Origin of the sequence: Vibrio agarivorans (genome assembly GCF_030409635.1) — a bacterium.
Taxonomy (GTDB): Bacteria; Pseudomonadota; Gammaproteobacteria; order Enterobacterales; family Vibrionaceae; genus Vibrio; species Vibrio agarivorans.
In genome coordinates this window covers 78,436-94,652 of the sequence record NZ_JAUFQF010000001.1, presented here as the reverse complement: position 1 = coordinate 94,652, position 16,217 = coordinate 78,436, and the positions used below count along the sequence as shown (strand labels likewise).

10 protein-coding genes are annotated in these 16,217 nt (G+C 45.6%); 3 read left to right on the top strand and 7 right to left on the bottom strand.

The features are described from left to right. Nucleotides 1-29 precede the first annotated feature (29 nt). From QWZ05_RS00395 to QWZ05_RS00385, 3 genes are all read right to left on the bottom strand, one after another. On the bottom strand, nt 30-2,387 hold the full coding sequence (locus QWZ05_RS00395; protein WP_290295875.1) for a glycoside hydrolase family 3 N-terminal domain-containing protein: 2,358 nt from the start codon (nt 2,385-2,387) through the stop codon (nt 30-32). Nucleotides 2,388-2,521: 134 nt separating this feature from the next. Further along, nucleotides 2,522-3,646, bottom strand: a complete 1,125-nt coding sequence (locus tag QWZ05_RS00390) for a substrate-binding domain-containing protein (protein WP_264875847.1) — start codon at nt 3,644-3,646, stop codon at nt 2,522-2,524. Nucleotides 3,647-3,735: 89 nt separating this feature from the next. Then, the gene (locus tag QWZ05_RS00385; protein ID WP_290295873.1) at nt 3,736-5,124 is read right to left on the bottom strand and encodes a glycoside-pentoside-hexuronide (GPH):cation symporter; all 1,389 of its coding nucleotides are present in this window, start codon (nt 5,122-5,124) and stop codon (nt 3,736-3,738) included. A 338-nt stretch (nt 5,125-5,462) separates the two neighbouring features. On the opposite strand from QWZ05_RS00385, the gene xylA reads away from it, so the two are divergent. The 3 genes from xylA (at nt 5,463) to QWZ05_RS00370 (ending at nt 9,779) form a co-directional block, all read left to right on the top strand. Next, the gene (xylA, locus tag QWZ05_RS00380) at nt 5,463-6,782 is read left to right on the top strand and encodes a xylose isomerase (protein WP_290295871.1); all 1,320 of its coding nucleotides are present in this window, start codon (nt 5,463-5,465) and stop codon (nt 6,780-6,782) included. A gap of 166 nt (nt 6,783-6,948) precedes the next feature. Next, nucleotides 6,949-8,562, top strand: a complete 1,614-nt coding sequence (locus tag QWZ05_RS00375; protein ID WP_290295869.1) for a glycoside hydrolase family 43 protein — start codon at nt 6,949-6,951, stop codon at nt 8,560-8,562. A gap of 167 nt (nt 8,563-8,729) precedes the next feature. Then, nucleotides 8,730-9,779 (top strand): glycoside hydrolase family 43 protein, encoded by a 1,050-nt coding sequence (locus tag QWZ05_RS00370; protein WP_264875851.1) that lies wholly within the window; start codon nt 8,730-8,732, stop codon nt 9,777-9,779. Between the two features lie 87 nt (nt 9,780-9,866). Here the strand turns inward: QWZ05_RS00370 and QWZ05_RS00365 are convergent, their stop codons facing one another. The 4 genes from QWZ05_RS00365 to QWZ05_RS00350 form a co-directional block, all read right to left on the bottom strand. Further along, complete coding sequence (locus QWZ05_RS00365; protein ID WP_290295867.1) at nt 9,867-11,834, bottom strand: methyl-accepting chemotaxis protein; 1,968 nt, start codon at nt 11,832-11,834, stop codon at nt 9,867-9,869. A gap of 147 nt (nt 11,835-11,981) precedes the next feature. Continuing rightward, the gene (locus QWZ05_RS00360; protein ID WP_290295866.1) at nt 11,982-14,228 is read right to left on the bottom strand and encodes an endo-1,4-beta-xylanase; all 2,247 of its coding nucleotides are present in this window, start codon (nt 14,226-14,228) and stop codon (nt 11,982-11,984) included. Between the two features lie 161 nt (nt 14,229-14,389). Beyond that, on the bottom strand, nt 14,390-15,220 hold the full coding sequence (locus QWZ05_RS00355; RefSeq protein ID WP_264875854.1) for a carbohydrate ABC transporter permease: 831 nt from the start codon (nt 15,218-15,220) through the stop codon (nt 14,390-14,392). Further along, on the bottom strand, nt 15,220-16,197 hold the full coding sequence (locus tag QWZ05_RS00350) for a carbohydrate ABC transporter permease (RefSeq protein WP_290295862.1): 978 nt from the start codon (nt 16,195-16,197) through the stop codon (nt 15,220-15,222). The genes QWZ05_RS00355 and QWZ05_RS00350 overlap by 1 nt, the downstream gene beginning before the upstream one ends. Nucleotides 16,198-16,217 lie beyond the last annotated feature (20 nt).

Sequence of the window (16,217 nt, the reverse complement as noted above, 5' to 3'; positions counted from 1 at the left end):
TTAATCGTGACGACAAAACAAATCCGCGTTTATTCAGCGTAAGCGTTGCACACCATTCGCCAATGCTTTGGCAGCACAAATGTCCCCTTCTCAACATTGATTACCTGATTGAAGACAATCTCGTTTGAAGAGCGTCCAATCATCAGGTTAAACTCACCGCCCTCGACAACACGTTGATGTTTGGCGTTAGTGAAATTGAGCATATCGACAGGCAACTCAAACACAACTCGCTTGGTTTCTCCTGCTGTTAACTCAACCTTTTTAAAACCTTTCAGCTCTTTCACCGGGCGCACAACGGTTGACAACACGTCACGTGAATAGAGCTGCACGACTTCTGCGCCATCACGGGTTGATGTGTTAGTGATGTTGCAAGAAACGCGCACCGTATCTGTCGCTTTTAGCTCTGTCTGCTCAACGTGAAAGTCACTGTAATCGAACTCGCTGTAGCTCAACCCATGGCCAAAGTTGTAACGTGAGCCAAAGTGATAAGCGATTGGGGTACCAGCACTTTTTAGCTTGTGGTTATAGAAGTATGGCACCGCACCGACACTTTTAGGAATCGAGACCGTTAGTTTGCCACTTGGGTTGGTATCTCCCACCAGCATATCTGCTAACGCATTCGCCCCTTCTTGACCAGGAGCCCAACCATAAACGATGGCTGCCGCTTCTTCTTCTGCACGTCCCAAGTTGTATGGGCGACCGCCTGTCACAAGTACAACCACTCGCTTACCCGTATCAAGCGCGTGATCAATCAACTGCTGCTGAACACCCGGAAGATCAAGGCTATCAGCATCGGAGCCCTCACCGACTGTACCCGTTTGGAATAGCCCAGCTAGGTCGCCGACACAAACAATCGCCACATCGTTTTGCTCAACCAAAGAGGTTGCCTGCGCGATACCTGTTGCGTCCATACTCACCGGTGATTCACTCGCTTGTGCAACAGCCATATCAACATCGCCTGGGAACACAGGGGCATTTGCATGACGCTGCGTTAGAATGTCACAACCTTTGGCGTAAGATAGATTCGGCATGCGCTCTGATAGCGCTTCTTTGATCGACTTAGTAACACGTTCGCTCGACTCATCACCGCTTAAGATCAAATGCACTGGGAAACTATAACCACCCAGCAGCGCTAGAGGATCATCCGCCGTCGCACCAACAAGCGCAATCGACTGATTGCGGTTTAGTGGCAGCGTCCCATCATTTTTCAACAACACAATCGACTCACTGGCCACTTGATAGGCCGTTTCAGTGCTGTGTTGATTATGGATAGCCTCTTTTGGCAATTCGGTATATGGGTTTTCAAACAGCCCTAGGTCAAATTTGAATGTAAGGATACGCGAAACAATTTCATCAAGTTTCTCATGCGTCATCAACCCAAGCTCAAGTGCTTGATGTAACTTGTTAGAACATGCATCGTCTGGAAGCTCAACGTCTAAACCAGCGTTAAAGGCCAGCGCAGCTGCTTCAGTGCTGTCTTGAGCCACAGCATGATGGGCTTTAAGAAGATCAACGCCGCCGTAATCAGCTACGATCAGTCCATCGAATCCCCACTGTTCACGCAACACTTCCGTCAATAGGTAGTGAGAAGAGTGACAAGGTTCACCATCAATATCGTGATAAGCTGGCATCACAGAGCCCGCATTTGCCACTTTCACCGCCATCTCAAATGGCAGCATGAAGGTGTCATTAAGCTCCTTAAAGCCTAAGTTCACTGGCGCGTGGTTGCGTGCGCCTTCACTCGCAGAGTGGCCGACGTAATGCTTCAATGTCGCAAGCAAGTCACGTTTAGGCCCTTGAAGACCTTTAACATAGTGAGAGGCCATCACACCGACATGATATGGATCTTCACCAAGTGTCTCTTCAGTGCGCCCCCAGCGTACATCTCGTGAAACATCTAGAACGGGCGCTAAGCCCTGTTTTGCACCGACTGCGCGTGCTTGACGACCAATATCTTGCGCCGCTTGCTCAACAAGTTCAGGGTTCCATGTGTGGCCATAGTTAAGAGAAGACGGGTAAAGTGTTGCGTCTTTTGCCATCAAGCCAACCAAACACTCTTCGTGAGACATGGCTGGAATACCTAAACGGGTTTCTTCCACCAAGTACTTTTGCAATTGATTCAGCGCTTGTACACCTTGCTGGGGGGTCACAACATGAGTCCCCAGTGGGCGAGTAATCTGTCCAAGACCGTATTGGAGCTTCTCTTTTACCGTTTTCTGCTCATGGCTAGAGGTCATTTCTAATTCACGTTCACTGTGATCACCGTTTTCATCCAACAGTAACCACTGTGCACCTAGCTGGGCTATTTTTTCTTCTAGGGTCATTTGACTCAACAGATCAGCAACGCGCTCTTGGGTTGAGTAACTAGGATTTTTGTAGATAGTCATTGAGGTATCTCCGCTTTTTTGCTTTGATATGACTATCTACATTTTTGCGTTATATTTCTTGGGGAAAGGCAAGAATTACCAAACTACATACATGAGTTACTAAAAAAATAACTTATATAGCTGCTCTATTAGGTTTATCCCGCTTCAGTCTCTTTTTTCATTCCTTGACCTTTCTCGATTCGATAACGAACCGGTGCTAAGCCAAACTGTTTTAGGAACACCTGAGATAGGTAAGATTGCCCCGGATAACCACACTGTTTAGCAATCGCTTCAAGCTTCTCATTGGTCGTTAACAACAAGTGTTTTGCTCGCTCAAGTCGCAAGTGTGTGAGGTATTGATGTGCTGTCATTCGATGAGCAATCAGGAAGCGTGTATCGAGAGTCTTACGCGAGACACGACAATGATCCGTCACCTGCTTAATTTTCATATTGATGTGAAAATGATTGCGAATGAAGCTCTCAGCTTTCACCACGATAGGATCAACCGAGTTATCTTCCAGTGTCGTTTGAGCATGGATCAGTTTATACGACGAGAACTCAACACGCACCGTTCGCTTGTAACGAATCAGTTTATCCAATGTCTCAAAACACAGTTTTCCCAACTCTAAAGGGTTCAGCTCAACCGATGATAGGGGGATCGCTGACAGCATTCGCTCCGTATCATCACAATCGGTACCTATGATAGATACCTGTTCTGGGACTTTGAGTTTCATACTCTTACACAAGCTCGCCATTCGACAAGCTGAACGATCGGATGAGCAGTAAATACCTAAGGGAAATTTGCGCTCTTTCAGGGCTGATTCAGCATTCTCGATGTAATTTAGCCCACTAAGCTGTGCTGTTTTAGCAAAAGCTGATGCTCTTTCACTGCTCCACGGAGTGACAAAATCTCTTTGGTTAGCGAAATAGGACACATTTTCAATATTGCGTTTGGCAAACGCCTGCAGCGCCGTATTAGCAAGGCCTGCATTATCTAATTGCACAACTGAGAACGCACTGGGTAAGCCTGGCTCCTGATGATTAGTGATCACGACAGTTTTGCTATTGAGCGTGTTTACGATCTGACGATTCTCTGGCTTATCATAATCCGCAATGATGTAATCCCACTGGCGCGATAGGATAAAATCGAGGTTGCTAGGACACTCAAGGTGGATATCTAAACGACTGTCCAATTCATCCGCTTTGGCCTTAATGCCTTTTAATATCTGACGATCGTAATAGATCATACTGTCTAAAAGCAGCAGCAATGTCTTTTCCATACTTCTCCCTTTTAGAAATGGAAAAAGCCCCACAGTTCAGCAGGGCTTAGAGCGCATGTCAGGAGCGACAAGCGTCTCTCGGGGGTCTATTAGCCTAGCTCTGCGTTGTGAGCAACCGCTTTACGTGCTTCCTGCTCTTTTGCATCTAATGCAAGCATTGCTTTGATCTGTGCCAGTTTGTGATTATCGAGTTTGTAGAACATCATGATGACAGCAAGAGACATAAAGAACACTCCTGGAATAACAGTGTAAAGCAAGTTGATTGCCATCATTGCCTCGGCAGATTGGGTCTCCGAACCACCCTGATAACCAAACCACGCGAGAATCCAACCAACACCTGCACCGCCAAGAGCGATACCCAACTTGATAGCAAATAGGTTTGTAGAGAACACCATTCCACTCAGTGAGCGATTACTGCGTGTCTTCTCGTAATCAACCACGTCCGACATCATACTCCATAGAATCGGTGTCGTGCTCATTTGAACGACACCCAGAATAATCACCAATGCAAATACCATTGCTGTATTTGATGGGTCAACCAAGAAAAGTAGTGCAGATAAGAAGCCCGATGCAAGTATTAGCGCACGATACACCTTAGGCTTGTCATATTTCCCTAGTACTGGAGCAGAGAATATAGCACCAACAATCGCCGCCAACATACCAACAACCATGAATGTCGTCGCAAGATCTGGGCGAGCCATTACAGTGTTTACGTAATACATCGTTGAGGCAGCTTTTAGTACCACACCTGTCAGCAGCACAGTGTTGACAATAAACAAAACACGCCATTGGTTATTTTTTGCTAGCAGCTTCAGGTCGGCAAGCGCAGACTGCTTCTCTTCTTCCTCTAAGACAACTCGCTCTCTCGTATTCGCGAAACTCAAGAAGAACAAGGCAATCGCACCTACGCCCATAATCGCCATAGCGCCTAAGTAGCCTTTTTGGACGTCACCTTGACCAATAACATCGACAAGAGGTAGCGCTACCATAGCAACAACTAGACCACCAGCAGTACTCAAAGCAAAGCGATAAGACTGCAAAGAGGTACGCTCTTGGGAGTCATCGGTCATGGCATTTGCCATCGCACAATATGGTACGTTAATGGCTGTATACATAAGAGTTAAGAAGATATAAGACGCATAGGCATAAACTATTTTGCCCGTTTCACCAAGATCTGGAGTAAAAAACGCCAGCATACATGCAATGCCGAATGGCACTGCCATCCAAAGTAGATACGGTCGGTAGCGACCATGTTTTGATTTAGTTCTATCAACAATCGAGCCCATTAATGGGTCAGTCACCGCATCGATAAAACGCACAAGCAGGAACATCGTTCCCATGTGAGCTGGCGACAGGCCATAAATATCAGTGTAAAAATAGGCAAGGAAAAGCATGACAGTTTGCCAAACAAAGTTACAGCCGGTGTCACCCAAACCGTAAGCTATCTTCTCTCTCACTGATAACTTAATTGTACTCATTATATTTTTCTCCGGGATACAGTTTTTTCTGCCATCCATTTTGGCCGGGCAACAAATATAATCAATTTGCCCAAATTAGTAACCCCGTTACGATATTTACTTAGTGTGACCCATCTTGCATAAAAAACTGACAAAAACAAAACCAACCCAGCAAAATCAATAACTTAAAGACAATTGCTTTTCATACCCATGATTCTTTATGTTTATTTTTGAGACCTTCCGCACGTTTGATAAATAGAAGAATTTTGGTATCAAAAATCATAATTGCCGATGTTAGTGAAAACGTTAAACATTGAACATGAACGAAGTCCACAACTACTGCTAACGGAATTTTGGCTATGACTGAATATTTTAAAGACATCAAAAAGATCCAATTCGAAGGTAAAGCGTCAACCAACCCACTTGCATTCCGCCACTACGATGCGGACAAGATGATTCTTGGTAAGAGCATGAAAGAGCATCTGCGCTTTGCTGCTTGTTACTGGCACAACTTCCGCTGGGGTGGTGCAGATATCTTCGGTGACGGTACATTCGACCATGAGTGGCTAAAAGTTTCAGACCCAATGGAACAAGCACGCGTTAAAGCGGATGCTGCATTTGAGTTTTTCGCAAAGCTTGGTGTGCCTTACTACTGTTTCCATGATACTGACGTTGCTCCAGAAGGTAACTCTCTAAAAGAGTACGTAAACAACTTCCAAACTATGGTTGACGTACTTGAGCAGAAACAAGAAGAGACTGGCATGAAGCTCCTTTGGGGCACAGCGAACGCTTTCTCTAACCCACGCTACATGGCGGGTGCAGGTACTAACCCTGACCCTAAAGTGTTTGCTTACGCGGCTACCCAAATCTTTAACGCAATGGGCGCAACACAACGCCTTGGCGGCGAAAACTACGTACTTTGGGGTGGTCGTGAAGGTTACGAAACGTTGCTTAACACAGACCTACGTCAAGAGCGCGAGCAGCTTGGTCGCCTAATGCAGATGGTGGTTGAGCACAAACATAAGATTGGCTTTAAAGGCTCAATCTTGATTGAACCAAAACCACAAGAGCCAACTAAGCACCAGTACGACTACGATACAGCAACTGTTTACGGTTTCTTGAAGCAGTTTGGCCTTGAGAAAGAGATCAAAGTTAACATCGAAGCAAACCACGCTACACTGGCTGGTCACAGCTTCCATCACGAAGTAGCTACGGCGACTTCACTAGGTATCTTCGGCTCTATCGATGCGAACCGCGGTGATGCTCAATTAGGTTGGGATACAGACCAGTTCCCGAACAGCGTTGAAGAAAACACACTAGTGATGTATGAAATCTTGAAAGCGGGCGGCTTCACTACCGGTGGTTTCAACTTCGATGCTCGCGTACGCCGTCCATCTACAGACCTAGCAGATTTCTTCCACGGTCACATTGGTGGTATGGACACAATGGCACTATCACTAGAACGTGCGGCAGAGATGATTGAAAACGACGTTCTTTCTAAGAACATCGCTCAACGCTACGCAGATTGGAACACGGATCTTGGTAAGAAGATTCTTTCTGGTGACCTGTCACTAGAAGCTGTTGCTAACTACGCGGTAGACAACAACATCTCACCGGCAAAAGTTTCAGGCCGCCAAGAGTACCTAGAAAATATTGTGAACGGATTCATCTACAAGTAATGCAGTAACCGTTGCGATATTTTGGTGTGCTTGCTTCAAGTTTCGCAACGCTACATGAATCTATGTCACAGGCCCAAGTATACTCAGGGGGAGATGCTTGGGCTTTTTTATTTTCCCAATTTTATTGGGATACCCCTTAACTGTTTCCTGATCTGAGAACCCTAAAATGACACACATGATTCAAAACCCAGTACTCAAAGGTTTTAACCCAGACCCGTCGATTGTTCGTGTCGGGGATGATTACTACATCGCAACCTCAACATTTGAGTGGTTTCCTGGCATCCAACTGCATCACTCTAAAGATATGGTGAACTGGCGCTTAGTTGGCCATGCACTAACTCGCACCAGTCAACTTGACATGAAAGGCATGGACAACTCCGAGGGTGTTTATGCCCCTGCCCTAACCTATTCTGATGGCAAATTCTGGCTTTGCTTCTCTAATGTTCACGCGTGCCGTGGCGGCAACTGGATGGCGACACCATCATTTGTGATCACTGCCGATAATATCGAAGGCCCATGGAGCGAACCGGTTTCAATTGGAAATTATGGATTCGACCCTTCCCTCTTCCACGATGATGATGGCAAAAAATACATGCTCAATATGGTATGGGATGGCCGCGCTAACACCAACTTCTTCGGTGGTATTGTGCTGCAAGAGTTTGACCCAGAGGCCGGGAAACTGATTGGAAAGCCCAAAAACATCTTCGCAGGTACAGAGCTTGGCTGTACTGAAGGGCCGCAAATGATGAAAAAGGATGGCTACTACTACCTCATTACTGCTGAGGGTGGCACTGAGCGTAACCACGCAGTGACTGTTTGCCGTTCTAAAAACATCTGGGGACCTTATGAGGTGCACCCTGAGAACCCGATCCTAACAAGCCGCTTTCAAGAGCATGCAGAGCTCTCTCGTGCAGGCCATGGCTTCTTAGTAGAGACGCAAAACGGTGAGTGGTATTTAAGTCATCTTTGCGGCCGTCGTATCCCGAACCCTGAGGGCTACCAGTTCATGCCTAAGTATGACAACGGCTTCTCAATTTTAGGTCGCGAAAGTGCTATTCAAAAAGCGCACTGGGAAAATGACTGGCCTTATGTCACCACGGGTAAAACGCCTGTCACTAATGTTGTCGCGCCAGAATTAGAACCTTGCCCTTGGCCTGAATTACCCGCGCGAGAGAATTTTGAAACCACCACTCTTGATGTCAATTTTCAAACGCTGCGTGAGCCGATGGAAGAGAGCTGGGGTTCACTCACTGAGCGCCCTGGACATCTGCGCTTAAAGGGGCGTCACTACCTGTCCTCTCGCTATGAGCAAAGCATGGTAGCGCGTCGCTTCCAATCACATTTTGCCAGCGTAGAAACCAAGATGGAATTTAACCCACAAACCCCATATCAAATGGCTGGCTTGTGTGCCTACTACTCTCGCAATGGTCATTATTTCCTAAAAATGACCTGCAATGATGAAGGGGAACGCGTTCTGCAAGTTGTCGGTAACATCAATGACGCATACGGTGAATATTCAGAAGATGTGTTGATTGGTGATGCCTGTGAAGTGTATTTAAAACTCGATTTGAACTATCAATGGTACACATTTAAGTATTCATTGGACGGTGTTAACTGGGAGCAAATAGGCCCAGCGCTAAATAGTACGCCACTGTCAGATGAAGGTGGCCCCGACATCTTCCGCTTCACTGGTAGTTTCGCAGCACTATTCGCTGCCGATATTACTGGGCAAAATGCTCACGCTGATTTTGACTACTTCGACTATCAAGAAAGGTCTTAATCACAACGAGATTACGGTCAGTTATCACCCAAGATAGCTGACCTGTAAAAAAACCATAAAACTGACTACTAAATATCATATATCGATTACCAAACTACAAATAGATAACGAAAGCCTGAGTTTGTATATTGAATTTAGTAATTTAAGTCCAACGTAGAGAACAAAAAATGACTGAATCCGTAATAGAAAAACCACAAGTCAGCGATGCAGAACGAGTGACAGAACAAGATCTAGCCCGAGCAAGCTCACTAACACCAATCTCTTCTCCTCTTGTGACACACATGTATACTGCTGACCCTTCAGCACATGTATTTAACGACCGTATCTACATCTATCCATCACACGATGTCGAAACTGATCAGCCACTCAATGACAACGGCGATCACTTTGATATGCGTGACTACCACGTCATCTCACTTGACCGTCCTTTTGGTAAAGCCACTGATCATGGCAATGCTCTTGATGTGAAAGACGTTAAATGGGCAGAGCGTCAAATGTGGGCTCCTGACGCAGCTGAAAAAGAGGGAAAATATTACCTTTACTTCCCGGCGAAGAATTACGATGGCATTTTCCATATTGGGGTTGCGGTCGGTGATAACCCTGAAGGTCCTTTTACACCAGAAGAGTCTCATATTGAGGGGACTTACAGTATTGACCCTGCAGTATTCCAAGACAATAACGACTACTACATGTACTTTGGCGGTCTTTGGGGCGGTCAACTACAGAACTACCGCGATAACCAATACGGCGAAGAGATCTTCCCTGCAGATCACGAACCAGCGCTAAAGCCGCTTGTGGCGAAACTTGCTGACAACATGGTAGATCTTGCTGAAGCTCCGCGTGAAATTGAAATCTTAGATGAAAATGGTGAGCTTCTGCTTGCAGGCGATAATGACCGCCGTTACTTTGAAGGCCCTTGGATGCACAAGCACAATGGCGTCTACTACTTCTCGTACTCAACTGGCGACACGCACAAGATTGTTTACGCGACTAGTGACTCTCCATACGGCCCGTTTAAGTATCAAGGTGTGATTCTTGAGCCTGTTTTAGGCTGGACCACGCACCACTCTGTTGCTCAATACCAAGGTAAGTGGTACCTGTTCTACCACGATAGCTCTCTATCTGCTGGCCAAACACACTTACGTAGCATCAAGATGGCGGAACTGACTCATAATGAAGATGGATCGATTGAGACTATTAAGCCATATTTGGATTAAGCCCTGCCATATAAAACAAAAAAAGAGCTGATAATCAGCTCTTTTTTTGTATCCATGTCCCGACCTAAATAAGGTTAACATTTTAAGCTAGGATTGACTGCGAAACTGATTCACCAAGGCTTGCTGAGTGTTCGCAACTCCTTGAAGGTCGTTACTATTTCTCTTCAACGCCTCGGTTGTATCTTTGACTTTTTCAGCTGCACTCAGAATTGCCTGCATGTCTTGGCTCACATTGAAGCAAACACTCGACTGTTGAGTCGTCGAGACACTCACCACTCTATTGACCTCAGAAAGCTTCATAACACCTTGCGAAACTTCGTCAATTTGCTGTTGAATCTCTTTGAAGCTGCTCATGTTCAATGACATACGCTCATTACATGAGGTTAATTGCTCTCCAGTATTCTGAATGTCAGATTGAAGGTCAGAGATCACCTGCTGTATTTCGACGGTAGAATCACTCGTACGTTTTGCCAACTGACGAACTTCATCAGCGACCACGGCAAACCCGCGACCAGACTCACCAGCGCGAGCCGCTTCGATTGCGGCATTTAAAGCGAGTAAATTCGTCTGCTCAGTAATGCTGTTAATCACTTCTAAGATTGAAATGATAGACTGGCTTCCCCTGTTGACCTTTTCCATGGCCTTTGAAGCTTGACTTAATTGCTCACTCAACTCACACCCTTGCTGATAAGCAGAGCTGGAAACCTCCACACTGTGGCCAACGTTAACACTAATTTGCTGAACAGCCACCGATGCCCCTTCAGCACTCTCACTGATCTCTTTAACACTCAAGTCCATCTCTTTCATTGCTTGTGTGACCGAGGTACATAAATCCGTTTGGTCAACCGCTTGCTGAGCAAGTGTCTCACCTAATGTGGCATTGTTATCGGATGACAGTGTGATCTTTTTATTGTTCTCAATAATACTGTTAACCAAATTAAGCTGATTATCGAGAGCCTGATTTAGGTGCTTCGAAATTTCACCAAACTCATTATGCATGTTGTATTGGCAGGGCTTAGATAAGTCACCATTAGCAACCCGATTGAGCGTTGCAATTATCGATTTCATAGGGGTATTGATCGAACGGTACAACCACCAGCACACGCCTACAATAAGCACAATAACAACAAGAATCGCCACCATCATTCGTTGAATCACGTTATCAATACTCATCAACGTATTGTCTAATTGATTGACCGTTTCGATGCGGCTGGCATCAACATTTTGCTGAATCAGCTCTCTTTGTTGCGCAAGGTCTTCACGAAAACTAAGCAGCTGCTGATTATGCTGAGTCAAAAGCCTAACACGCTTTAAATGTACGCCCACAATACCGCTTTCTTTGGTCATCGTATCCAAAAGCCAGGGTAGGTTAGCCGTAAGTTCATGACCACCTTGGTCTGTCATAGACTCACTCAACTGACTATATTCAGAAAAATCCTCAAGTATGTATTCCCGACTCTGATAGTTAAGTTCAAGTACCTTCGCTATTTCTTGCGCGTCTTGGCTGTTAAGAATTTTGATCGTCTCTATTTGCATGCTTGAGAACTCTTCGACAAGTGAAGTCAACAGCACTGACTGTTCATTCGTTAAGTCATCCGCATACTGCTGACCTGTCAACACACTGAACCTCTGGGCCATTACCTGCAATGCGGCATTAAGGTCGTTAAGCTCATAAGACAAGGACAGCAATGCCTTGTGATTATCAATTAACTGCTCAGACTGTTTTGAGATGCTGTCTATAGAGATCACCTCATCAACCAGTAGTGTGTTGAGCTTTGCAATATCTGACTTTATCGCTGTAGACCACTGCTCAACATCCTGTTCGGTTTGACTAAAAAGCGCTTGATTGGTTGCATTTTCAATTTCAGCCATTAACTCTGAAATGTCGGTGACTTTTGACATAATCGGAAACGTCTCATCGGTCACAATCTTAATCGTATTCTGCGTTTGCCTAAACTGATCGGTAAACAAATAACCAATTGAGCAAATTGCGACAATAAAGCTGATAAACGACATCAGTACCGCACGGCTGATATTGATATTAAACAGGTTCATTTTTATCTTCACATCCTATGAATGACTCACAGCCTCAAACCACATTCTTACAGGCACAAAAAGCCCACAGAAACATCAAATGAGACTGCGATTGGGGGGAATTGATGATAATGAAAAAAGGTGGCGCATGAAACGCCACCTTTGGAGTTACTCAGCGATTAACTTCGTGAGCTCTTCACCGAGATAAGATATGTTACTGCCTGGAACGGAATACAGTTGATACTTGCGCCCCTCACCATCGTTATCGGCTAACGCGATGTTCCAACGAAGTGCTTCGCCAGACTTAAGAGGTTCACTCATTTCAATACCGAAGAACAGCTGGCTACCATCCGCACTCCATTGAGCAAATGTGTCCCCAGTGTAGCGTGAAGGTTCAAAGTCCTCTCCTACGACAGTACGGAACTGATACAGGTCACCTTCGCCACGTTGAATGAACACCTCTACATTGTCGTTTTCATAGCTCTCTTGCGCATCTGTAAACGTCTTGTCGTCTTTACGATTCACCACACCGTATAACCAGTTACCATGATGACCCATTGTCCAGTCACCTGAAATGTCATCTTGCGAATCGACCGTCATGTCACGCTGGTTAAGTTGGTTGAAGGCGAATGTGTAGCGGTATCCCTGCTGCCAAATAGAGCTGTCTGCACCAGCAGGTTTTGCATTCAGTTTCATCGCTTTAAATGCTGGTGGTGTCGATACAGGGATCGTAGACACAACCGCGTTTTGACCATTCATAAACAGCTCACCAAACTCTTCACCCTGCCAACCGATGTTAGTCCCTGTTAGAGGGTAAAGCTGCGCATGGCGGTTGCCTGTTGCTGTGTCACCATCATTGTCTGATAGCGCCATATTGAAGCCAATGGTTTCACCCACTAGGTCTTCAAACTCGTTGAAGGAAATTTCAAAGTCGAATGTCGTGCCATCTTTGCTCCACTTACCTGTTGCTTTACCAGGGAAGCCGATAGGTGCGAAATCTTGACCGACAATAGAACGGAATTGCCAGAACTGCTCACCAAGACGCACAAACACTTCAACATTGTCGTTTTCGTGTGACTCTGATTTGTTGACGACGGTTTTACTGTCTTGACGACTCACTTGTCCGATTAACTTGTTCTTGTGGTAGCCAACCGCCCACTTACCATCAATAACGTTGGCATCGGGTACGCGCTGATCTTTACCACCAAGCTGGTTAAACGCAAACGGATAGAACACCACTTCATCCGCTTTTAAACGGGCTTGAGATAATGGTTTAGCATTAAACGGCAATACATAACGCTGTGCGTTTGAAAGATCCGTCACTGGCTCATAAGCAAAATTGCCCGTCACCGCATCAATTAACACACTTTGCACAGCATCATAAGCCGGTTTCTTTTCAAAGTTTTCATCAAACATCAGAGCGCGACCATAGCCGTTAAACCAATGTGGCACCCATGAATAACGGTCACCAATACCCCATGTCGTGAACATATCCACTTCAGGATAGTAGGCCGCCAGCTTCATCAGCATTTCGTACTTATCCGCTTGGTCTTGTAACCCCATCGCACCATCGTTATCGCGGATGCGCACATCGATTTCAGTGAAGTGCATGTCTAGGCCAAGGTCAGAAATACGCTCAATATTTCGTGCAATCGATGAATCTGCGATAGAGTTATCCGCAGTTAAGTGAAGCTGTGTGCCGACGCCGTGAATAGGCACGCCACGTTCAACCAACATCTCAACGTGACGATAGATAGCGTTTGACTTCGCGGTCATACCTTCAGATGAGTAGTCGTTATAGAAAAGGATTGCGTCTGGATCAGCTTCGTGTGCAAAACGGAAAGCCATTTCAATGTAGTCTTCACCAAGTGTGCGATACCAAAGTGTGTCGCGGAAGCCACCTTGATCATCAAAAGCCTCATTCACGACGTCCCAATACAGTACGCGACCTTTATAATGGCCGACCACGGTATGAATGTGCTCTTCAAGGACCTTAGTCAACTCTTCTTTAGTCCACTCTGTCTCTTCAAGCCACTTAGGATTTTGGATGTGCCAAACAAGCGCATGCCCTTTGACAACCATATCGTGCTCTTGTGCGAAATCGACAAGTTGGTCTGGTTTTTCAAAATCGAACACACCTCGCTGTGGCTGAACGTAACCAAATTTCATCTCGTTTTCCGGTGTAATTTGATTGAATTCACGAATCAGCGTTTCACGGAATTGAGGATCTTCAAGGTGCCTTGTTTCAAGCGCAGCACCAACTGCGAGATTGATTTGGTCCGCCAAGGTTTTCAGTGGCATCACAACATCAGAATTAGATTGTGGGGCAACTTGCGCTGTATCGATTTGCTGGGCTTGTCCAGAGCAACCGAGCAAAACCGATGCCGCAACGGCAGGAAAGAATACACGTTTCATTGGTAATCCTTATTATTTTTAGATAGTTAAGTGTAATAACCAAGCAAACTGAAAAGGAAGGCAGATGTAAGATTGCTTGGGTATCACACCTGTAAGGCTTGCTTTTTCTAAGCTGTGTCACTTATCAAAAGCAAGCTCTTAATTAGGCATTAAGTCGACAATTAGCCTTTCACCGCGCCAGCTGTCAGACCATCAATCAAACGGCGAGATGCCAAGATGAACAGGAACAGGAGCGGTAATACAGCAATTGCTGCACCGATAGACACCGCGCCCCAAGGCACTTGTCCGGTACCTTGCAGTGCTCGAAGCGCAAGTGGCACTGTGAACATCTTCATGTCATTCATAACAACCAATGGTCCCATGAAGTTATTCCAAGTACCGATAAAGGTAATCAGACCCAACGTACCAAATGCAGGCTTAATCAATGGAACAATCACACGATAGTAGATCTTAAACTCACCACAGCCATCCATGCGTGCCGCTTCTACTAGCTCTTTTGGAATTGAGCTTGAGATAAACTGGCGCATCATGAAGATACCCATCGCACCACATGCTGCTGGTACTATCAGAGCTTTCGAACTGTTCATCCAACCAATTGTCGACATGATCATTGCTGTTGGAATCATGCCTAGGAACGGTGGCAACAGCATGGTGGCCATAATTGCGACAAACAAAACGTTCTTGAATTTAAAATCAAACATCGCGAACGCGTAACCTGCCAATGAACAGAACAGCAAGTTGAGAATCGTCACCACAATGGCGACATACAAACTCAAGCCCAAGTTGTGCCAGAAGTAAGGCAAGAACTCGAGTAGTGCATTAAAGTTATCGACTAAGTAGTCACCAAATGTAATCGGTGGTGGTACCGAGAGAATCCCCGTGTTTGAGTGCGATGAAAACACAAACATGAAGTAGAATGGTGCCAACATAATGACAGCACCTAGCGCTACGATAATGTAGGCGACCAGCTTATCTTTACCTAACTTATTCATTATTGGTTACTCCCACCAAGTAGCTTGTTGTTCACCCACGTTAGACCTGCAATCATCATAAATAGAATCCAAGAGATAGCGGATGCGGTGCCGAAATCACTCTCTACGAATGCGGTGATGTACATGTGCATTGCTGCCGTTTTACCGGCTTGCTCGATACCGCCTGTACCGCCAGTGATGATGAACGGTTCTTCGAATAACTGTAGGTTACCGATGATAGTGAGCGTCACTGCGAAGAAGGCCATTGGTTTTAGCATCGGCAGCGTGATGTGCCAGAACTGTTGGTAACGACTTGCACCATCAATGGTTGCGGCTTCATAGATATCTTTAGGGATGGTCTGTAGCGCTGACAAGTACAATACCGTGTTCCAACCAACGAAACGCCAGAATACAACGAATGAAATCATGTCTTTGGTGTAAGCCGGGCGGTTCCAATCAATGTTTTCTGTTGGGAAAATCCAAGACAGTACTTTCACATCACCAATACTAAAGTTACCCAACGACGTCAAAACTTGGTTGACCATGCCGAAATCGCGAGAGAACAGCGTGGTAAACACGAGTGAAATCGCAACTGTTGAGGTGATGTATGGCACAAAGTAGACACCAATCACCGTGTTACGCATACGTGTAAAGCTGGTATGAATAAAGAATGCGAGTGGCAGTGCCACTGCGTGCTGTGGAATACCCGATTTCAATGCGATTTCAATGGTATTTAGAATAGATTTCTGGAACCATGCGTCTTCCAACGCAAACATGTAGTTCTCCCAGCCTACCCACTCCATTGCGGCTAAGCCAGCAGCAGGCTCCCAGTAGTGGAAGGACAGATAAAGTGAAAATATCAGCGGGAATAAGCCGAACACACCAAAAATAATAAAGAATGGACTTACAAACAGATAAGGGGCGATCTTATTGCCTTTTCTCAGCCAAAAGCGTCCTTTCTGCTTAGTCGCAACTTGTGTAGCAGTAATAGTACTCATAGGATCTTATCTCGACATCT

Excerpts from the sequence above, each read along its gene's own strand:
- QWZ05_RS00395 (WP_290295875.1), bottom strand. The coding sequence starts at position 2,387 with ATGACTATCTACAAAAATCCTAGTTACTCAACCCAAGAGCGCGTTGCT.
- QWZ05_RS00390 (WP_264875847.1), bottom strand. The coding sequence starts at position 3,646 with ATGGAAAAGACATTGCTGCTGCTTTTAGACAGTATGATCTATTACGAT.
- QWZ05_RS00385 (WP_290295873.1), bottom strand. The coding sequence starts at position 5,124 with ATGAGTACAATTAAGTTATCAGTGAGAGAGAAGATAGCTTACGGTTTG.
- xylA (WP_290295871.1), top strand. The coding sequence starts at position 5,463 with ATGACTGAATATTTTAAAGACATCAAAAAGATCCAATTCGAAGGTAAA.
- QWZ05_RS00375 (WP_290295869.1), top strand. The coding sequence starts at position 6,949 with ATGACACACATGATTCAAAACCCAGTACTCAAAGGTTTTAACCCAGAC.
- QWZ05_RS00370 (WP_264875851.1), top strand. The coding sequence starts at position 8,730 with ATGACTGAATCCGTAATAGAAAAACCACAAGTCAGCGATGCAGAACGA.
- QWZ05_RS00365 (WP_290295867.1), bottom strand. The coding sequence starts at position 11,834 with ATGAACCTGTTTAATATCAATATCAGCCGTGCGGTACTGATGTCGTTT.
- QWZ05_RS00360 (WP_290295866.1), bottom strand. The coding sequence starts at position 14,228 with ATGAAACGTGTATTCTTTCCTGCCGTTGCGGCATCGGTTTTGCTCGGT.
- QWZ05_RS00355 (WP_264875854.1), bottom strand. The coding sequence starts at position 15,220 with ATGAATAAGTTAGGTAAAGATAAGCTGGTCGCCTACATTATCGTAGCG.
- QWZ05_RS00350 (WP_290295862.1), bottom strand. The coding sequence starts at position 16,197 with ATGAGTACTATTACTGCTACACAAGTTGCGACTAAGCAGAAAGGACGC.